Consider the following 20,841-nt stretch of genomic DNA (forward strand, 5'->3'; position numbering starts at 1 on the left):
GAGCCATGATCAAACTCTTCAATTTAAAGTTTGATTTGCTGCAACAAGTGCAGCGATGCTCATCTGTAAAACGTCATAATGAATTTCATTATGTGTTCACTCGTGAGACTTGATATTTTTTACGTCCTGAGACGTTGATATCAATCCTGCGAGTGCCCACACAGATTGTCTGATAAATTGTTAAAGAGCAGTGCCGCGATTTCTCAAGCGGCGCGGGATGCGTATATTACGCTTTCCGCATTCTCAGTCAAGCATTTATTTTTGCTTTTCTGAAGGTTGCCTTGAAGACCACCTCCTGAACACTTCGCTTCGTAAGCCGTTGTTCCGTGTCAGTGGAGGCGCAGTATAGGGATTTCTTTTTGGCTGACAAGCGCTAAATGCAAATTAAATTCTGAGTGTTGTTTTTTTCGTCGAAACCCCACTAAATCGCCAGTTTTTCCAGCAATGGAAAGCCATAACGCCGTAGAACCGGTGATAATTGCACCGCCTCCTCATCCATAAGCGTGCAGAACGCCATATTCTGACCAGAAGAAACGGCGTGCGGCGCTTCATGTTCTAATAACCATACTGTGCGGCGTGCAATGGCTGCACCAGAATCCACTAGCCGCGTGCCTTCAGGCAGTACCATTTGCAGCTCGTCACGCAATAGAGGAAAGTGCGTACATCCCAGGACGACAGTGTCAGGTGGCTCTTTCATACGAAGCCAGGGTTGCACAGCATGGCGCACATCAGAGAGTTCCACCCCTTCACCATGCAGTTTCGCTTCCGCCAGCTCTACCAGTTCAGCAGAACCCAGCATTTCGATTTTGCACTCGCGCGCAAACTGCGCCACCAGCTCATGAGTATAAGGACGTTTTACCGTGCCGCGCGTTGCCAGTAATCCCACGACACCATTACGCGTGAGACGCGCAGCAGGTTTAATCGCCGGCACAACACCGACAACAGGAAACTCGAATCGCTCACGCAGTGCAGGTAAAGAAACGGTGCTAGCCGAGTTACAGGCAATGATGACTAATGCCAGCGGGAAGCGTTTTGTAATCGCCTCAACCACAGCAACCACGCGCTCGACAATAAAGTCTTCGGTTTTTTCACCGTAAGGGAAACCTTCATTATCGAAGGCATATAAATAGTGAAGATCCGGCAATAACTGCCGGACCTCATCATAGACGGAGAGCCCACCGACGCCGGAGTCAAACACCAGCACGGTGGGACGCAGATCAGAAGCTGTAGCTGGCGCTGAGGTAATACTCCGTTCCTGGAGTTGAATAGCCATACACTGTCTCGTAGTCTTTATCGAACAGGTTGGCAATTCTACCACGAACGGTGAGTTGTGATGTGACCGGATACGAGACTGCGAGATCCCACAAGCTCACACCGCCCAATTTCACGCGCTGCGGCGTGTAAGAGTGGTTGTAATCGTTATCGTAACGATCGCCAAGATAGTGATAGGTCACAGACCAGTCAAAATCGTAGATTGTCCAGTCGAGTTGGTATTTCACCTGCTGCTTAGCACGGCGTACTAGCTGCTGATTAGTCTCTGCATCACGCGCATCAACATAATCGTATGAGATTTGATGGCTGAGCGGGCCAGTATCGAAGGATGCTGTGGCTTCCACCCCTTTGATGCGTGCTTTATCGATGTTGTAATAAACGTAAGTGCTTGGGTCGCTATCAATCAGATTGTCGATATCATTGCGGTAGCCGGATACACGCCAGTTTACCGGGCCCGTCAGCCCCTCAAAGCCCCCTTCCCACTGCTTGCTCTTTTCAGGCTTCAGATCCGGGTTACCATACGTCTGGCTGTAAAGCTGTCCTAAATTCGGCGATTTGAATGCCGTACCGTAAGAAGCGAAAACACGGTAGCCGTCAACAAACTCCCACGCGGCACTGCTCTGCCAGGTGTTATGCCAGCCAAACGCATCATTGTCGTCGCCACGTACTGCCCCTTCCAGCGTTACGCTGCCAAATTGCTGCTGCGCAGTAGCATAAATCCCAGTATTACGTTGTTCCTGACCTTCAATAGTGGAGTTAGTACCCGGTTCTGAAGTCTGTTTCTGCCAGTCCACGCCCCCGCTGATTGCACCATGTCCGACCTGCACAGTGTTACCCCACTGCAGGTTGTACTGCTGCACATCATTTAATGAGGCGGTCGCATCGTATTTACCGAGTTGCGGGCTGTAGTTGTAATCTTTGGTATGGCTGTAGCTGGCGATTAATTGGGATGAGTAGATACCCTGATTGAAGCGCAGACCGGTATCCCAGGTTTGGCTGTAAAGCTGGCGAGTATCGACAAAGGTGTTCGGCTCTACATAAGTAGGGTAACCATCGTAAGCCGTTCGGTTGTCGAAACCATAGCCACGCACGAAACCGCTGAATTCATCGTTAAATTGATGCTCCAACGATCCATACAAGGTTTTGCTCATAAAGCCGTCACGGTCTTTCTGCGCGGGATCGCCGTAAACGTCAGGCAAGTTGGCCACCACGTCGTAACCCTTGGTGTAGGTATAATTACCCGCCATGGTGAGTTTGGTGGCATCGCCCAGCATTTGCTGCGTGGAACCATCATAACTTTGGTAGCCATTGGAACCGACACCCGCCGTCAACGTGGTACCTGCTTTATCGCGGCCGGTAATAATGTTCACCACCCCACCAATCGCATCCGAACCATAAACCGCTGAACGCGCGCCACGGATATATTCGATGCGCTGCACCAGTGACAACGGAATCTGGCTTAGATCAGACGAACCAGAAATACCCGCCTGATTGAGGCGAACGCCGTCAATTAATATCAGCACATGGCTGGAGTTAGTACCACGGATAAACATCGAGCTGGATTGACCAAGGCCACCATTCTGCGCGATATCCACGCCCGGTAAACGGCGCATCACATCCGTCAGGCTTTTCGCCTGCCAGCGATCGATCTCTTCACGGGTGACTACCGTTGTCGGTGCCAGCACCGATGAAACCGGCTGAGCGAAACGATTAGCGGTAACGATTTGCGTATCATCATCCTGAGCGTAGCCATACGCAGCCCAGAGTGAAAGCGCCGTTGCACTGAAGGCACACAGCGTAGTTTTGCTTTTATTCATTGTTGTAAGCATCCAAAAGACGAAGCAGGATGCCGCAGGCCTACAACCGATAGCACGCGATGGTTGCAGTGATTGCGACGACACACCGGCAGGTCTTCGGGCTGAGAATCATAAATGGTGAAAAACTTCCCATCCCACAGGACAGTGTTTAATGATCGATCACCATGACATTCTTTTACCGCTGCGCGTCAGCTCCAGATTCACACTGGATTCCCTTTTAACTCAAGGAGGCCGGCAGTCGCAGTCTACGGTTAAGAAGGTCGGGAATCCAGACTGCCAGCCATCATCTTCTCACAGAACTGGACATCAGCAGGTGAATGCCTACAATCGCCCGGCAAGCTAGCTTATTACCAGGATTAAAGATGACACCCGAACAGCTCCCGATTGAACAATACGACGCGCAACTGGCGGAAAAAGTCAGCCGTTTACAGGCGATGATGGTGCCCTTTGCCGCGCCTGACGTGGAGGTGTTCCGCTCACCGGTCAGCCACTACCGTATGCGCGCCGAATTCCGTATCTGGCATGATGGCGACGATCTGTACCACATCATCTTTGATCAAGAGACTAAGCAGCGCATCCGTGTGGATCAATTCCCTACTGCCAGCGCGTTGATCAACCAGTTGATGCCAAAATTGATCGATGCGATCCGTGATAACAAAGCGCTGCGTTTCAAGCTTTTCCAAATCGACTACCTGTCGACGATGAGCAATCAGATTGTGATTTCGCTGTTGTATCACCGTAAGTTGGAAGCGGACTGGACGGAAGCCGCCACCGCGCTGCGCGACACCCTGCGCGCTGAAGGCATCGATGTGCAGTTGATTGGCCGTGCGACCAAAACCAAAATCTGCCTTGATCGCGATTACGTCGATGAATGCCTGCCCGTAGCGGGCAAAGAGATGATTTATCGTCAGGTGGAGAACAGCTTCACCCAGCCTAATGCGGCGATGAACATTCAGATGCTGGAATGGGCGCTGGATGTCACTCAGGGCTCACGTGGTGATTTGCTGGAGCTTTACTGCGGCAACGGCAACTTCTCACTGGCGCTGGCGCGAAACTTCCATCGCGTACTGGCAACCGAGATCGCGAAGCCTTCGGTGGCGTCGGCGCAGTACAATATTGCCGCCAACCATATCGACAATGTGCAGATCATTCGCATGGCGGCGGAAGAGTTTACGCAGGCGATGAATGGCGTGCGCAGCTTCAACCGCTTAGAAGGTATCGACCTGAAGAGCTATCAATGCGAGACCATCTTTGTCGATCCACCACGCAGTGGCCTGGATGAGGAAACCGTGAAGATGGTGCAGGCGTATCCACGCATCCTGTATATCTCCTGCAACCCGCAAACCCTGTGCGACAATCTTGCCACGCTGAGTGAAACGCATGACGTGTCGCGGCTAGCGTTGTTCGACCAGTTCCCGTACACCCATCATATGGAATGCGGCGTCTGGCTCACGCGTAAAGCGTAAAACAAAACGGGAACCCTGCGGTTCCCGTTGTTGTATTTAGCTTTTGTTCCTGGCGCGGCGGAAGCGAGTGGCAATCCAGAACACCAGCGCCACCATCAAAATGGTCGGGATGAAGTTGGAACCGATATCCGGATATTCAGCACGCACCAGCGCGCTATACACCAGAATACCCAACAGGAAAAACGCCGCGGCCAGTGAAGGCATGCCATCGGGCATATTGCGGTTAAGATAACGCTGATGCAGACACCAGGCTGCGAGGCCAAGGGCGATCAGCGGGAATATCGAAAAAGGCACAAACGTACTGAACAGCACCGAAAAGGAGCCGTTGATCGCTAAACCGGTGATAAAAGCCAACAACAGGGTTCCTTTATCGCGTGGGTCTTGCTCAATCATTTCATTATCCTTATCACATTACTCTTCGGGTTTTTCCAGGGTCACCGCCAGACGTTCCTGCTCCCGGCGATACCAGTAATAAGCGCCTTTGGCGATCATGCGCAATTGCAGCACCAGGCGATCTTCCAGCTTGCGACGCTGTTCGATATCCACATCCAGCGCTTCCGCACCGGCGCTGAACACGATGGTCACCATGGCTTCGGCCTGCGCTTCGGTAAAGCTGCGCGGCATCCGATTTTCCAGCTCAAGGTAATCCGCGAGCTCAGCAATAAAGTGCTGAATTTCTCGCGCAACTGCGGCACGAAACGCGGCCGATGTTCCGGAGCGCTCGCGTAGTAAGAGACGAAAAGCGTTGGGATTGTTCCCGATAAATTCCATAAATGTGGAAACGGAGGTCTTGATGATGCTGCCGCCCTTGGCAATGCGCTGGCGTGCCTGGCGCATCAACTGGCGTAACATCAGGCCGCTTTCGTCGACCATGGTCAAACCCAGTTCATCCACATCTTTAAAGTGACGATAAAACGAGGTAGGTGCAATCCCGGCTTCACGCGCAACTTCACGCAAACTCAGGCTGGCAAAACTCCTTTCTGCACTTAACTGACTGAAGGCTGCTTCAATCAGCGTACGTCTTGTACGTTCTTTCTGTTGCGCCCTGACGCCCATTTTCCCGGCCTTTTAAGTGATCTGGAAGGCACTATAACAAACTTTTCAGCGTACAGTGGCGCAAAGTTTGTGACCGCCTGTGTACCTCACGCTTTGTCAAAACTGGGGATTTTTCGCTGTTAGAATTCAGAAGTGCGCGGTGAGATGTTAGAATCTCGTTGTAAAAATGTGATAGAAAAATAGGACGTACTGGTATGCAAAAGTCTTACGATTACGATGCCATTGTGATTGGCTCAGGTCCAGGCGGCGAAGGTGCGGCAATGGGCCTGGTGAAGCAGGGAGCGCGCATTGCAGTGATCGAACGCTACCATAATATCGGCGGCGGTTGTACTCACTGGGGGACCATCCCCTCCAAAGCTTTACGTCACGCTGTCAGCCGTATTATCGAGTTCAATCAAAACCCTCTTTATAGCGATCACACCCGACTCCTGCGCTCCTCATTTGCTGACATTTTGAATCACACCGAAAACGTTATCAGTCAGCAAACGGCAATGCGTCAGGGATTTTATGAGCGCAACCGTTGTGAGCTTTATCAGGGCGATGCCCATTTTGTTGATGCCAACACCATCGAAGTTGAACAGCCCGATGGCACCCGCGAACGCTTAACCGCAGAAAAATTCGTGATTGCGTGCGGTTCACGTCCTTACCATCCTGCAGACGTCGACTTTACGCACCCACGCATTTACGACTCCGACTCCATCCTCAATCTGCATCATGAACCTGGCCATGTGATCATCTACGGTGCCGGTGTGATTGGTTGCGAATACGCATCAATTTTCCGTGGCCTGAACGTCAAGGTGGATTTGATTAACACCCGTGATCGTTTGCTGGCATTCCTCGATCAGGAAATGTCAGATTCGCTCTCCTATCACTTCTGGAACAGCGGCGTGGTGATTCGTCACAACGAAGAGTTCGAGAAGATTGAAGGTGTCAGTGACGGCGTGATCATGCACCTGAAGTCGGGCAAGAAAGTGAAAGCGGATTGCCTGCTGTACGCTAACGGCCGTACCGGTAACACCGATTCACTGGCGCTGGAAAATGTTGGGCTGGAAGCTGATGGTCGTGGCCTGTTGAAAGTGAACAGCATGTACCAGACTGCGCAGCCGCACATCTATGCAGTGGGCGACGTGATTGGTTATCCGAGCCTGGCTTCAGCCGCCTACGATCAGGGCCGAATTGCGGCACAGGCGATCATTAAAGGTGAAGCCACTGCTCATTTGATCGAAGATATTCCCACCGGGATTTATACCATTCCGGAGATCAGCTCAGTGGGTAAAACCGAACAGCAGCTGACTGCGATGAAAGTGCCTTACGAAGTGGGTCGTGCGCAGTTCAAACATCTGGCGCGTGCGCAGATTGTGGGGATGCACGTGGGTAGCCTGAAGATTCTATTCCATCGTGAAACCAAAGAGATTTTAGGTATTCACTGCTTTGGCGAACGTGCGGCAGAAATTATTCACATCGGGCAAGCCATTATGGAGCAGAAGAACGGCGGCAACACGATCGAGTACTTCGTGAATACCACCTTCAACTATCCGACCATGGCCGAGGCCTATCGCGTCGCGGCGCTCAACGGCTTAAACCGCCTGTTTTAACGACGTGTCCAGATGACCCTGCATGTGGGTTTTGATTGCTTCTGCCAGCTGCTCATAGCGGCTGCGCAGAGGTGATCCTGGGCGATAAACCAAAGCAATCGTGCGCTGCGGAACCGGCTTATAGCAAGGCAGATAGCACACGCCATCACGCACTCGCTCATTCGGCACCGCCAGCGAAGGCAGCAAAGTAATGCCGCTTCCTGCCGCGACCATGTTGCGTAGCGTTTCCAGGCTGGTTGCGCGGAAATGGGTATCTTCATCCGCACCGGCTTCAAAGCAGAAGCCCATGGCTTGATCGCGCAAGCAGTGGCCATCTTCCAGCATCAGCAGCTTTTCGCCGGCCAGATCAGACATCGGCACACGATCGCGATCGTGCCATGGATGATCCTTGTAGATCGCCAGCTTCATTGGCTCATCAAACAGCGGCACCTCAATAAAGGCTTCGCTCTCTTTCACCAGCGCCAGAATCGCGCAATCCAGTTTGCCACTGTCGAGTTGTGCCAGCAGTTGCTGCGTTTGCGCTTCGTGCAGGTACATTTCGAGTTTAGGGAAGGTTTGATGCAGCATGGGAATGATCTGCGGCAGCAAATACGGGCCAGTGGTTGGAATCAGACCAATATGCAGCGGTCCGGACATCGCTTCGCCCTGTTGGCTCGCCATCTCCTTCAGCACTTTGACTTCGCGCAGCACAGTTCGCGCCTGATCCACCAGCAACAGTCCAGCCTGGGTAAATAACACCTTACGGCTGGTACGCTCCAGCAGCATCACACCGAGCTCATCTTCAAGCTTTCGAATTTGACCGCTCAAGGTAGGTTGGCTGACATGACACGCATCAGCTGCACGCCGGAAATGGCGATGCTCCGCAAGCGAAACCAGATACTCCAGATCACGAATGTTCATTGATTTCCTCCAAACCACGATAGCCCGTGGCGATAGATAGAATAGCAATGAACGATTAGCCCTATCAAGCGATGAACAGGAATAATACCGGCCATAGCAAGCAATGTTGAAAAAGACGCTGAGATGACGTCGAGCATCACCTGCAATCAGCGGTAAAAATCAAAGTGTTGGCCGGGAGTGCCAGCCCTTGATGATGTGCCTATAACAATATGTATTTCTGAAGCTAGAGGTTGGCGGGCTACCGAAAAGGAGCCCGCTCTTTTTTTAGCCTAAACGCTTTTTCGCTTCAGCGATGGCAAATGCGACTTGCTGAGGCGACACACCGCCCTGTGCATTACGCTTGTCGAGGCAGGATTGCAGCGACAGAATCGGATAAACGTCATCCTCAATCACCGCACTGAACTGCTTCAATTGCGCCAGGCTTAACGCTTCCAGCGCCACGCCCTGCTTGATCGCTTCAACCACGGTTTCACCAACAATGTGGTGCGCTTCACGGAACGGTACACCTTTGGCCACCAGATAATCCGCCAGTTCGGTGGAGTTGGCGTAACCCTGCTCGGCCGCTTCCTGACAACGTGGACGTTTCACCTGAATGCCGTCCAGCACCAGTACTGACATATGCAGACAATCAACCCAGGTATCGAGCGCATCGAACAGGCCTTCTTTGTCTTCCTGCATGTCTTTGTTGTAGGCGAGCGGCAAGCCTTTCAGTGTCATCATCATGCCGGTCAGTGCGCCTTGTACACGGCCACATTTGCCGCGAATCAGCTCCAGTGCATCCGGGTTTTTCTTCTGTGGCATCAATGAAGAACCCGACGTTACTTTGTCAGACAGTTCAAGGAAGCCCGCTTCGCCAGTGTTGAAGAAAATCAGGTCTTCTGCGAAACGTGAAAGGTGAATCATGCCGATTGAGGCATCCGACAGCAGCTCCAGCACGTGGTCACGATCAGACACGGTATCGAGACTGTTGCGAGTAGCAGACGCGAAGCCTAACCAGCCGGCCAGCTGCTGGCGATCGATTTCATATGCGGTGCCGGCCAGTGCGCCACAGCCCAGCGGGCTCACGTCTAAGCGCTTCAGCGTATCCTGCAGACGGCTTTCATCACGCGCCAGCATTTCTACATAGGCGAGGCACCAGTGCGCAAAGGTCACTGGCTGCGCACGCTGCAGGTGCGTATAGCCTGGCATCACCGCGTCCTGATTAGCTTCAGCGGTGGCAACGAGGGCAGATTGCAGTTCGCGCGTGGCGTCCAGCAACACCGCGACCTGCTCTTTGCACCACAGTTTCAGATCGGTAGCGACCTGATCGTTACGGCTACGGCCAGTGTGCAGTTTTTTGCCCAGTGCGCCGACTTTGTCGATCAGCTTGCCTTCTACCCAGCTATGGATATCTTCGGCATCGCTTTGCAGAATCTGCTCTGGATTGGCGTGCACTTCTGCCAGCAGTTCATTCAATGCGGCTTCCAGTTGCTGCTGCTCATCGCTGCTCAGCACATTCACGGTAACCAGCGCTTTAGACCACGCTACCGAACCGGTGATGTCCTGCTCCGCCAGACGATAGTCAAAACGCAGTGAATCGTTGAACTGTTTAAACCGTTGGTCTGCTGCCTGCGAAAAACGTCCGCCCCAAAGTGCCATCTGCTTAACTCCTGAATGCTGTTATAGAAAGGGCGGCCCGAAGCCGCCCTTGCAAAATGTGTTATCTGCCGCGGTATTACTTCTTCTGCTCGTTCAGTGCACGAATGCGTGAAGAGAGAGAGAACAGACGGATGAAGCCGCCCGCGTGGCTGTGGTCGTAAACTTCGTCTTCGCCGAAGGTCGCGAACTCTTCCGAGTACAGGCTGTTCGCCGAGGTTTTCTGAATCGCAGTGGCGTGGCCTTTATACAGCTGCAGTACCACTTCGCCATTCACCTCTTCTGCCAGGGACTCGGCAGCAGCCTGGATAGATTTACGCAGCGGCGCAAACCAGCGACCGTCGTAAACTACATATGACATTTCGTGGCCCAGCTGCTCACGCCATTTGAAGCTGTCACGATCCAGTACCAGCTGCTCAACCGCACGCAGTGCGTTGACCATAATGGTGCCGCCAGGGGTTTCATAGCAGCCGCGAGATTTGATACCGACCAGACGGTTTTCCACGATGTCGATACGACCCACGCCGTGTTTCGCGCCCAGCACGTTCAGTTTCTCCAGGCACTGGAACGGGCTCAGCTTCTCGCCGTTTACCGCAACGACACGACCTTTCTCAACGGTCACAGTGACGTTCTCTGGCTGATCTGGCGCTTCCAGTGGATCAACGGTCCACACCCAGCAATCTTTGTTCGGTGCATTCGCTGGGCTTTCCAGCACGCCACCTTCAGTAGAGATGTGCCACGCGTTCTCATCACGGCTGTAGATTTTTTCCAGTGATGCCGTCGTTGGGATGTTACGCACTTTCAGGTAATCCAGCAGCGCTTCACGTGAACGCAGATCCCACTCACGCCATGGCGCAACCACTTTCAGCTGTGGCGCCAGTGCGGTGTAGGTGGTTTCAAAACGCACCTGATCGTTGCCTTTACCGGTCGCACCGTGGCACAGCGCGTCTGCACCGACTTTCAGCGCCAGCTCAACCTGCGCTTTAGCGATGATTGGACGTGCCATTGAGGTGCCCAGCAGGTAAGTGCCTTCGTACAAAGCACCGGTTTGCAGCACGGGATACACGTATTCGCTGATGAACTCTTCACGCAGGTCAGCAACGTGACACTCAGATGCACCAGACTGCAGCGCCTTCTTCTCAACGCCTTCCAGATCGGCTGGGTCCTGGCCAATGTTGGCCACGAATGCCACCACTTCACAACCGCCGTAATTCTCTTTCAACCATGGAATGATGGCCGAAGTATCCAGACCGCCAGAATAGGCCAGAACGATTTTTTTGATGTTTTGCGTGCTCATGTCTTAAATCCTTGATTATGCGAGAATCCGGGTGCCAATCGACACGCCGTTGAAAAGGGTTGGCAGCTGTTCAGCATGGCGCCAGCTGGCGATATCAACCGGACGACCTAAAGTACGTGCGGCATCGAGTGCCGCGTTCACTTTAACGATCATGCCATCAGTAATAATGCCCTGATCGATCAGCTGCTGTGCTTTATCGGCCGTCATCTCTTCGATACGTTGACCTTTGCCATCGAGAATACCGCTGACATCTGAAAGCAGGACTAAATCAGCACCAATGGTCGCTGCCAGCGCGGTCGCTGCCTGGTCAGCGTTGACGTTCATCAGATCGCCGCCGTCAGTAATACCGATGGAGCTGATCACCGGCATATAGCCCGCGCTCAGTAAGGTATTCACCAGCGCTGGATTACCCGGCGTCGCATTGCCCACATGGCCAAGTTCCTCGTCGAACTGCGCCACGTTTACCAGGCCCGCATCACCGAGGCATAAGCCCACAGCACCAATGCCGTACTTCTTCGCCCAGGCCAGCAAGGTCTTGTTCGCTGTACCCGCCAGGGCACCAGTAATAATGTCAATCTGATCGGCTGGCGTCACGCGCAAACCGTTCTTCTTTTTCACTGGCAGAGCGAGCTTCTTCATCAGCTCGTCCACCAGGCAGCCGCCGCCGTGCACAATGATCAGCGGACGCTGATGGTCATTGCGGTAGGCCAGCAGCGCATCAAACAAGCGGGCCAGCGCTTCTTCGCTATCCAGCAGAACGCCACCCAGCTTAATAATCAATGGATTCATTGCAGTTTCCGTCCGTTAAATCAGAGACAATGTTTCAGGGTAGCCGAAACGAATGTTTAAGCATTGAACCGCCTGCGAAGAGGCACCTTTCAGCAGGTTATCTTCGGCCGCCACCACAATCAGGTGCTCGCCCTGCATGGCAAAGCCAATATCGCAGAACGGCAAGCCGACCACGGCTTTCAATGCCGGGACACCTTTGTCATACACACGCACCAGCGGTTTGTCGTGGTAAGCCTTGTGGAAGGCATCTGCCACGTCTTGCTGCGTCACGCCCGCTTTCAGGCGGCAGGTGGTGGTCGAAAGAATACCGCGCGGGAAGCTACCCAGATGCGGGGTGAAAATCACAGGCGTACCGAGATGCGCCACGATTTCAGGATGATGACGATGATTGAACAAGCCATACGGCTGCAGGCTCACTTCACAGAAGCTGGTGCCGACGTTGGCTTTACGCCCTGCGCCGCTCACACCACTGGTGGCATTGATCACCGGCCATTGTGCATCGTTAAGCAAACCGGCTTCGACCAGCGGCTTCAATGACAATTGTGCAGCCGTTGGATAGCAACCCGGCACAGCAACCAACTGTGCATCTTTGATTTTGTCATGCTGCCATTCGGCCAGGCCGTAAACGGCTTTATCCAGCCAATCCTGATGTTGATGGCTGAAACCATAATATTGAGTATAGAAAGCATCGTCGTTGACACGGAACGCACCGGAAAGGTCAAACACCACACAGCCTGCTTTGAGGAATTCGGGTGCCAGATCGTGGCTGACTTCATGCGCGGTCGCGAGGAACACCACATCGACTTTGTCTGCCCACTCGGAAGCCTCACTCAGCGGCTGCAGCGGCAAATCGACAATGCCTTTCAGCTGCGGATGCAGATCGGAGAGTAATTTTCCGGCGTCCGGGCTTTGCGCTGAAACCGCCAAAGCGGTTATGTTCATATGCGGATGGCGATTCAGGTAAGTGGCAAGCTCTACGCCAGCATAACCACTGGCACCAACGATCAGCGTATTCAACATCAGGCTGTAACCCTTTTTACAGTCACTCATTCCGGGTCGCGGCTTTGCCCCGTTGCCCACGATGCCGTTTGCAGATGATTTTACGCTTCACTTGCAAACGACGTTATTGTATTTTTATTCACTATTAATGCATGAATATTGATACATCCTAACCCAAGGACCGTCAACAGTGAAGACAAAATTACCACCTTTTATCGAACTCTACCGCCAGCTGATTGCCACACCATCGATCAGCGCCACTGACAGCGCGCTGGATCAGAGCAATGAAACTTTAATCAATTTGCTGGCGGGCTGGTTCCGCGATTTAGGCTTCAGTGTTGAAGTCCAGCCAGTCCCGGGTACGCGTCATAAATTCAATATGCTGGCACGCAGCGGTTTGGGTGCTGGCGGCCTGCTGCTGGCAGGCCATACCGATACCGTTCCGTATGATGATGGCCGCTGGACGCGCGATCCTTTCACCCTGACCGAGCACGACAACAAGCTATACGGTTTAGGTACGGCGGATATGAAAGGCTTCTTTGCTTTTATTCTGGATGCGCTGCGTGACGTTGACGTGACCAAACTGAGCAAGCCACTGTACATCCTCGCCACCGCCGATGAAGAGACCACCATGGCCGGTGCGAAGTACTTTTCCGAATCCACCCAGTTGCGTCCAGATTGCGCCATCATTGGTGAGCCGACCTCACTGAAGCCGGTGCGCGCGCACAAAGGTCATCTGTCGAACGTGATTCGTATTCAGGGTCAGTCAGGCCACTCCAGCGATCCTTCACGCGGTGTGAACGCCATTGAGCTGATGCATGAATCCATTACCCAGCTGATGCAACTGCGCAATACCCTGAAAAATCGCTATAACCACGATGGATTTGCGATTCCTTACCCGACCATGAACTTTGGTCACATTCACGGTGGCGATGCCGCGAACCGTATCTGCGCCTGCTGCGAATTGCACATGGATATTCGTCCGCTGCCGGGCTTAACTCTGAGCGATTTGGATGGCTTGCTGAATGAAGCCTTGGCGCCAGTAAGCGAACGCTGGCCGGGGCGTTTAACGGTAGGTGAACTGCACCCGCCGATTCCTGGCTACGAATGTCCGGCCGATCATGAGCTGGTGAAAGTGGTAGAGAAACTGCTGGGCGTGCCGACTGAAGTGGTGAACTATTGCACCGAAGCGCCTTTTATCCAGCAATTGTGTCCAACGCTGGTTTTAGGTCCAGGATCGATCAATCAGGCGCACCAGCCAGATGAATTTATCGATACCGCATTTATTAAGCCAACTCATGCGCTTATCACGCAGGTTGTTCAGCATTTTTGTCACTGATTAACAATAAATGGGGCAATTCACTGTTAAAACAGTAAATTGCCCGGTCATTGTTCGGGATTTGATAATAAGAATAACTTATCTCGCTTCCCCCCAAGTTAATTCTATGAATTTCCGGTAGTTAGCAGCGAATTATCGTCAATTTAAGTCAATTGACGAACAGGAAGAACCGTGGCTAGATAAAAGACGATGTTATGCCCGTTGGGTGTAAGGGTACTTTCAAGACGATAAGGGTGTCAGGGTCAAATGAACGAACAATATTCCGCAATGCGAAGTAATGTCAGTATGCTCGGCAAACTGCTCGGGGATACGATAAAGGATGCACTGGGAGAGAACATCCTCGATCGGGTGGAAACCATCCGCAAACTCTCTAAGTCCTCCCGCGCAGGCAATGACACCGATCGTAAGGAACTGCTGAACACGCTGCAAAACCTGTCTAATGACGAGTTACTACCTGTTGCACGCGCGTTTAGCCAGTTCCTCAACCTGACCAACGTGGCAGAGCAGTATCAGACCATCTCCCGCAGCGGCGATGGCGCGAATAATCCGGAAATCCTGAAGAAGACCTTTGAGCGTCTGAAGCAGCAAAACGACATCAGCGAAAGTTCGATTCGCCAGGCGATCGAAGAACTGTCGCTGGAGCTGGTGCTGACCGCTCACCCAACGGAGATCACCCGACGTACGCTGATCCACATGCTGGGCGAAGTGAATAGCTGCCTGCAGCAACTCGACCACAGCGATCTCTCCGATTACGAGCGCACGCAAGTCATGCGTCGCCTGCGTCAGTTGGTCGCACAAGCCTGGCATACCGATGAAATCCGTAAGTATCGTCCAACACCGATTGATGAAGCCAAATGGGGCTTTGCCGTGGTCGAAAATAGCCTGTGGCAAGGCGTACCGGCATTCCTGCGCGAGCTGAACGAGCAGGTTGAAGAGACCTTTGGTATTAAGTTGCCCGTCGATTTCGTGCCGATTAAATTCACCTCGTGGATGGGCGGCGATCGCGACGGTAACCCGAACGTCACCGCACCTATCACACGCCATGCGATGCAGTTGAGCCGCTGGAAAGCCGCCGATCTGTTCCTGCGCGACGTGGGCGTGCTGATTTCTGAACTGTCGATGTCCGAATGCAGCGATGAAGTACGCGAGTTGTGCGGCGATCCAGAAGCGCTGGAACCGTACCGCATGATTCTGAAGCGCATCCGTGGCCAGCTGATGACCACGCAAGCTTATTTAGGCCGTCGTTTGAAAGGCGAGCGCCTGCCGCGCCCTGCCGATCTACTGGTCTCGAACGATCAACTGTGGCAACCGCTGTTCGCCATCTATCAATCTCTGCAACAGTGCGGCATGGGCATCATCGCCAACGGTCAGTTGCTGGATACGCTGCGTCGCGTGAAGTGTTTCGGCGTGCCGTTGGTGCGCATCGATATCCGTCAGGAGAGCACCCGTCACACCGAAGCGATTGCCGAAGTGACGCGCTATCTGGGACTGGGTGACTACGAAAGCTGGTCAGAAGCCGACAAACAGGCGTTCCTGATCCGCGAACTGAATTCCAAACGTCCGCTGCTGCCGCATCAATGGGAGCCGGGCGACAACACCCGTGAAGTGCTGGACACCTGTAAAGTGGTGGCTGAAGCGCCGCAGGGTTCCATCGCCTCCTACGTGATTTCAATGGCGAAAACGCCATCGGACGTGCTGGCGGTGCACTTGCTGTTAAAAGAAGCCGGTATTCCTTACGCGATGCCGGTAGCGCCACTGTTCGAAACTCTCGACGATTTGAACAACGCCAATGACGTGATGACACAGTTGCTGAATATCGATTGGTATCGCGGTTTCATCAACGGCAAACAGATGGTGATGATTGGTTATTCCGATTCGGCGAAAGATGCAGGCGTGATGGCCGCCAGCTGGGCGCAGTACGAAGCACAGGATGCGTTGATCAAGACCTGTGAGAAAGCCGGCATCACGCTGACGCTGTTCCACGGACGCGGCGGTTCCATCGGCCGTGGCGGCGCACCGGCACACGCAGCACTGCTGTCGCAACCGCCGGGCAGCCTGAAAGGCGGCCTGCGCGTGACCGAACAAGGCGAGATGATTCGCTTCAAATACGGTTTGCCAGAAGTCACCATCGCCAGCCTGTCGCTGTATACCGGTGCGATTCTGGAAGCCAACCTGATGCCACCGCCCGAGCCTAAGCGCGAGTGGAAAGAGATCATGAACGGTTTGTCAGCCCATTCCTGCGCCATGTATCGCGGCTATGTGCGTGAAAACCCGGACTTCGTACCGTATTTCCGTTCGGCCACGCCAGAGCAAGAGCTGGGTAAACTGCCACTCGGTTCACGTCCGGCGAAGCGTCGTCCTACCGGCGGCGTGGAATCACTGCGTGCGATTCCGTGGATCTTCGCCTGGACGCAGAACCGCTTGATGCTGCCAGCCTGGCTCGGTGCCGGTGCGGCGCTGCAGAAGGCGATGGACGAAGGGCATCAGGACCAGCTGGAAGCGATGTGTAGCCAATGGCCGTTCTTCGCCACCCGTCTGGGCATGCTGGAGATGGTGTTCTCAAAAGCTGACCTGTGGCTGGCGGAGTATTACGATCAGCGTCTGGTTGATAAATCACTGTGGCCGCTGGGTCTGCAATTGCGCGATCAGCTGGCTGCGGATATCAAAGCCGTGTTGACCATCGCCAACGATGCGCATTTGATGGCTGACCAGCCATGGATCGCCGAGTCTATCGCGCTGCGTAACGTTTACACCGATCCGCTCAACGTGTTGCAGGCTGAACTGCTGCATCGTGCACGTGCGCAGGAAGAGCGTGGTGACGAGCCGGATGCGCGTGTTGAACAAGCGTTGATGGTGACGATTGCGGGTGTAGCAGCGGGTATGCGTAATACGGGCTAGTGGCGTAAAACGCTAATCACGAAGGGGCCAATGTGCCCCTTTTTTAATGGGTGTTGCGCGTCGCGGGAAGAGGCGGCAATTACGTAAAGCCGCTATCTCGTCCCTGATCGCTCGGCGTGCGCCATCCCTGGCGCCCAACGCTTTACTCCATTTGCCGCCTCTTCCCGCTGGGTAACATGGTGCCAATGAAAAGAGGGCACATTGGCCCCCTCATAATTCTATTTAATAAAATCAGTTCGTTAAGGTCGGACGCACACCCAGCGTGTGACAGATGGCGTAACTCAATTCTGCGCGGTTCAGCGTGTAGAAGTGGAAATCCTTCACCCCTTCGCGTGACAGGATTTTCACCATGTCCATGGCGATATTGGCGCCGACCATTTTGCGGGTTTCTGGATCGTCATCCAGTCCGGCAAACATCGCATTCATCCAGCCCGGCACGCGCACGTTAGTCATGGTGGCAAAGCGCTGCAGCTGTTTGAAGTTAGATACCGGCAAAATGCCCGGCACGATTTCGACATCAATGCCTGCCGCAACACAGCGATCGCGGAAGCGCAGGTAACTCTCAACATCAAAGAAGAACTGCGTGATGGCGCGGTTGGCACCAGCATCAACCTTACGCTTCAGGTTGATCAAATCCGCTTGCGCACTTTTCGCTTCAGGATGCACTTCCGGATAAGCGGCTACGGAGATATCAAAATCGCCCACTTCTTTAAGCAATTCAACCAAATCAGCGCCGTACATCTCAGGCTTGCCGCTACCCGGAGGCAAATCGCCGCGCAGGGCCACGATGTGACGGATACCGTTATCCCAGTAATCGCGCGCGATGGTGCGTAACTCATCACGCGTGGCATCAATGCAGGTCAGATGAGGAGCCGCTTCCAGGCCGGTGCGCTCTTTAATGCCTTTGATGATGCTGTGCGTACGGTCGCGTTCGCCAGAGTTCGCACCGTAGGTGACAGAGAGGAATTTCGGTTTCAGGATGCTCAGTCGATCAATCGAACTCCACAAGGTTTCTTCCATTTCACTGGTGCGAGGCGGGAAAAATTCAAAAGAGACATTAATTTGCCCGTTCAGCTCAGCCAGGCTTTGGTTCAACGCTTCGCGCTGATTGGCGTGAAAGAAACTCATCCAGATTACCTCGTCGTCACATATCGGTTAACTTGCGGCCTGCGAACATCTATACGTTTAGACGTCCAGATGCACAAAATGAACCATTAGCGCGTTAGCGTCAACTTAAAATTAATGTACAGGCGTGACAAATATTCAATCAAGTTGAAAGAGTTTCATGTTAGCGCAGAGGGTGAAAAGCGCAGACGGCGGGCACCGTCTGCGTTGCAAGGCAGACTACAGCAGTTGTGCGAGACGATTGATATCCGATTGTAACGCACCGGCTGTCACATCACGGCCGGCGCCCGGCCCGCGGATCACCAGCGGATTATCACGATACCAGCGGCTTTCGATAGCAAACACGTTATCGCACGGCAGCAGTGAAGCCAGCGGGTGTTCCGGACGCACCGCTTCCACCCCCACACGGGCCTTTCCGTTGGCATCGAAACGTGCCACATAGCGCAGCACCAGGCCCATCTCCTGCGCCGCTTCAAAGCGTTGCAGCATTTGGTCATTCAACTCGTCGGCATTCTCGAAGAAGTGGTCAATCGATTCTTCTTCGCAATCCGACGGCACCAGCGATTCAACACGCACCTGATCCGGCTCGATGTCATAACCGGCTTCACGCGCCAGGATGACCAGCTTGCGCATCACATCCTGCCCCGACAGATCTACGCGCGGATCGGGTTCGGTGAGACCTTGCTGCCAGGCCTGATCCACCAGCTCACTGAACGGCACGGTGCCATCAAATTGCAGGAACAGCCAGGACAGCGTGCCGGAGAAAATACCACTGATGGCCAGAATGCTGTCGCCGCTTTCGCGCAGATCGCGCACCGTATGGTTCACCGGTAATCCTGCGCCTACCGTGGCGTTATATAGCCAGTGACGGCCGGTTTTGGCGAACGCATCACGAATCTGCCGCCAACTCTGGCTGCTGGATGCGCCTGCGACTTTGTTCGCGCTAATGACATGGAAACCGTGGCTGGCAAAATCAAGATATTGCTGTGCCAGCGGTGCGCTGGCGGTGACGTCCAGCACCACTAAATCATCGAACGGATGGGCGCGCATCCACAGGAACAGCGACTCTTCATCGCGTTCTTCGGCTTCGTCATCAAAAAAGGCGAGCGCACGGCTGGCTTCCAGACCTTCGTAGCTCAGCAAACTACGACTGCTATCCGCCACGCCTGCCAACACATACTCAAAGCCGGTACGCGCCGATAAGCCTTCCTGCTCGCGGGCAAACAACTCCAGCCAGCGTGAGCCGATATTGCCTTTACCAAACAGCATCAGACCGATGCGCTTTTCGGCGCGGAACAATGACTGGTGCAGCCCCTGAATCAGGTGCTGCGTCGGTCCTACGCGCAGTACGGCAACAATACTGATGTGATCTTCTGACTGCCAGACAAACTCAACCGGCTGGTCTTTGATCTGTTGCCAGAAACGATGGCTATGGAGCGGGTTACGCGTCACGCCTGCGCCGACCAACGCCACCAACGCTAAGCCATCGCGCAGTTGCAGATGACCCGGCAGCGCAGCGTCCTGCAACAAATTGAATGCGCTGTTCACCACTTCGGAGGTGTAGCAGAGTTGCAGCAAACGGCGATCGGGATGGACACCCATCGCCAGCGGACGCAGTTGCGCACGCTTCAGCAGCAGATCGATCTCTTTCTGCTGCGTTTTGAAATCGTGGTTTTCTGGGATGTGGATCTCTACCAGGCACACATCGTCGTGGCTGGTGACAATACGCGCGCCGGTACCGGAAGCCAGTACGCGCTCAATGCGCGTTGAGCCCTGCTCAGGTTGATAGCTGCAACGCAACTGCAGATCGATATCGCTATTCGACACGGGCTGCAGCGTACGTGTATGCAATACCGGTGCGGCCAGACGCGCCAGCTCGCTGGCCTCATCTAAGCGCAGTAAAGGCAGCAAGCAGGCGTCGGACACTTTACGCGGATCGGCGCTATAGACACCGGCCACATCGCTCCAGATGGTGACACGGTTTACGCCTGCCAGCGCACCGATCTGCGTGGCTGAGTAGTCCGAACCATTGCGACCCAGTAACACCGTTTCACCGGCATCGCTACGGCTGATAAAGCCGGTTACTACCAAACGTTTATGAGGATGCTGAGCCAGCAGCGCCTGTAGCAATGGCCAGGACTTGCCTTCATCGACCTGTGGCTGCGCAGCACGTTCGGCACGCAGAAAGTCACGCGCGTCCAGCCATGCAGACTCGATATCACGCTGGCTCAGCACTGCCGCCATCAAGCGTGCCGACCAGATTTCACCGTGCCCCACCACTTCGGCATACACCGCATCGGTGATAGCGCCGTCAAGCAGTGCCGCCAGACGTTCTAAATCGCGAATAAAGGCAGCGGTCAGCGTTTCAGCAAATTCAACAGGCAACAGCGCAGCGATCAGTTCGCTGTGAAAACGGCGTAAAGCTTGTTGCACCTGATGGGCAGATAAGCGATCGCTCTGGCTCAGTTTAAGCCAGCTAATCAGCTGGTTGGTGGTGCTGCCTGCGGCAGAGACCACCATTAAATCGCCCGGCTGGCTGTAATCCGCCATGATGCTGGCGACACGTTGATAACAACGTGCATCCGCCAGGCTACTGCCACCAAATTTGTGCAACTGCTTGTTCGGCGTTCCCGCGCCTGCTGAACTTGTCATG

15 protein-coding genes and 1 riboswitch are annotated in these 20,841 nt (G+C 53.9%); of the genes, 4 read left to right on the forward strand and 11 right to left on the reverse strand.

Going from position 1 to position 20,841, the window contains the following annotated elements; translation table 11 throughout:
* Window positions 1–421: 421 nt before the first annotated feature.
* Together murI and btuB are read right to left on the reverse strand one after the other, a co-directional pair.
* On the reverse strand, window positions 422–1,273 hold the full coding sequence (gene murI, locus FD737_RS17790) for a glutamate racemase (RefSeq protein ID WP_058960101.1): 852 nt from the start codon (window positions 1,271–1,273) through the stop codon (window positions 422–424).
* Window positions 1,218–3,089 (reverse strand): TonB-dependent vitamin B12 receptor BtuB, encoded by a 1,872-nt coding sequence (gene btuB / locus FD737_RS17795; RefSeq protein ID WP_160834173.1) that lies wholly within the window; start codon window positions 3,087–3,089, stop codon window positions 1,218–1,220. Before btuB ends, murI begins: the two co-directional genes overlap by 56 nt.
* Window positions 3,090–3,158: 69 nt before the next feature.
* Window positions 3,159–3,340, reverse strand: a riboswitch (cobalamin riboswitch).
* A gap of 111 nt (window positions 3,341–3,451) precedes the next feature.
* Between btuB and trmA the strand changes: the two genes are divergently transcribed.
* Window positions 3,452–4,555, forward strand: a complete 1,104-nt coding sequence (gene trmA, locus FD737_RS17800; RefSeq protein WP_160834174.1) for a tRNA (uridine(54)-C5)-methyltransferase TrmA — start codon at window positions 3,452–3,454, stop codon at window positions 4,553–4,555.
* Window positions 4,556–4,591: 36 nt separating this feature from the next.
* Here the strand turns inward: trmA and FD737_RS17805 are convergent, their stop codons facing one another.
* Together FD737_RS17805 and fabR are read right to left on the reverse strand one after the other, a co-directional pair.
* Window positions 4,592–4,948, reverse strand: a complete 357-nt coding sequence (locus FD737_RS17805; protein WP_097119681.1) for a YijD family membrane protein — start codon at window positions 4,946–4,948, stop codon at window positions 4,592–4,594.
* A gap of 18 nt (window positions 4,949–4,966) precedes the next feature.
* Window positions 4,967–5,611 carry an HTH-type transcriptional repressor FabR gene (gene fabR / locus FD737_RS17810; RefSeq protein ID WP_034823706.1) on the reverse strand — a complete coding sequence of 215 codons (645 nt, stop codon included), beginning with the start codon at window positions 5,609–5,611 and terminating at the stop codon, window positions 4,967–4,969.
* Window positions 5,612–5,805: 194 nt separating this feature from the next.
* Between fabR and sthA the strand changes: the two genes are divergently transcribed.
* Window positions 5,806–7,206: a Si-specific NAD(P)(+) transhydrogenase gene (sthA, locus tag FD737_RS17815; protein ID WP_021506825.1), complete on the forward strand. Its 1,401-nt coding sequence runs from the start codon at window positions 5,806–5,808 to the stop codon at window positions 7,204–7,206.
* Here the strand turns inward: sthA and oxyR are convergent.
* From oxyR to argC, 5 genes are all read right to left on the reverse strand, one after another.
* Window positions 7,189–8,106 carry a DNA-binding transcriptional regulator OxyR gene (gene oxyR, locus FD737_RS17820; protein WP_097119680.1) on the reverse strand — a complete coding sequence of 306 codons (918 nt, stop codon included), beginning with the start codon at window positions 8,104–8,106 and terminating at the stop codon, window positions 7,189–7,191. The two genes, sthA and oxyR, sit on opposite strands and share 18 nt — an antisense overlap.
* Window positions 8,107–8,370: 264 nt before the next feature.
* On the reverse strand, window positions 8,371–9,744 hold the full coding sequence (argH, locus tag FD737_RS17825; RefSeq protein ID WP_097119679.1) for an argininosuccinate lyase: 1,374 nt from the start codon (window positions 9,742–9,744) through the stop codon (window positions 8,371–8,373).
* Between the two features lie 76 nt (window positions 9,745–9,820).
* The gene (locus FD737_RS17830; RefSeq protein ID WP_038644110.1) at window positions 9,821–11,038 is read right to left on the reverse strand and encodes an argininosuccinate synthase; all 1,218 of its coding nucleotides are present in this window, start codon (window positions 11,036–11,038) and stop codon (window positions 9,821–9,823) included.
* Between the two features lie 15 nt (window positions 11,039–11,053).
* Entirely contained in the window at window positions 11,054–11,827 is a 774-nt protein-coding gene (gene argB, locus FD737_RS17835; RefSeq protein WP_160834175.1) for an acetylglutamate kinase, read from the reverse strand.
* A 15-nt stretch (window positions 11,828–11,842) separates the two neighbouring features.
* Window positions 11,843–12,847: an N-acetyl-gamma-glutamyl-phosphate reductase gene (gene argC / locus FD737_RS17840; RefSeq protein WP_034823925.1), complete on the reverse strand. Its 1,005-nt coding sequence runs from the start codon at window positions 12,845–12,847 to the stop codon at window positions 11,843–11,845.
* Window positions 12,848–13,016: 169 nt separating this feature from the next.
* On the opposite strand from argC, the gene argE reads away from it, so the two are divergent.
* Together argE and ppc are read left to right on the forward strand one after the other, a co-directional pair.
* Window positions 13,017–14,165 carry an acetylornithine deacetylase gene (argE, locus tag FD737_RS17845; protein WP_045815696.1) on the forward strand — a complete coding sequence of 383 codons (1,149 nt, stop codon included), beginning with the start codon at window positions 13,017–13,019 and terminating at the stop codon, window positions 14,163–14,165.
* Between the two features lie 246 nt (window positions 14,166–14,411).
* Entirely contained in the window at window positions 14,412–17,063 is a 2,652-nt protein-coding gene (gene ppc / locus FD737_RS17850) for a phosphoenolpyruvate carboxylase (RefSeq protein ID WP_045833619.1), read from the forward strand.
* A gap of 231 nt (window positions 17,064–17,294) precedes the next feature.
* Here ppc and metF read toward each other — a convergent pair whose 3' ends face one another.
* Together metF and FD737_RS17860 are read right to left on the reverse strand one after the other, a co-directional pair.
* Window positions 17,295–18,191 carry a methylenetetrahydrofolate reductase gene (metF, locus tag FD737_RS17855; RefSeq protein WP_160834176.1) on the reverse strand — a complete coding sequence of 299 codons (897 nt, stop codon included), beginning with the start codon at window positions 18,189–18,191 and terminating at the stop codon, window positions 17,295–17,297.
* 216 nt (window positions 18,192–18,407) lie between these two features.
* Window positions 18,408–20,840 (reverse strand): bifunctional aspartate kinase/homoserine dehydrogenase II, encoded by a 2,433-nt coding sequence (locus tag FD737_RS17860; protein WP_058960107.1) that lies wholly within the window; start codon window positions 20,838–20,840, stop codon window positions 18,408–18,410.
* Between the last annotated feature and the right edge of the window lies 1 nt (window position 20,841).

The organism is Pantoea sp. Seng (assembly GCF_009829935.1).
In the GTDB taxonomy this organism is placed as follows: Bacteria; Pseudomonadota; Gammaproteobacteria; order Enterobacterales; family Enterobacteriaceae; genus Pantoea; species Pantoea communis.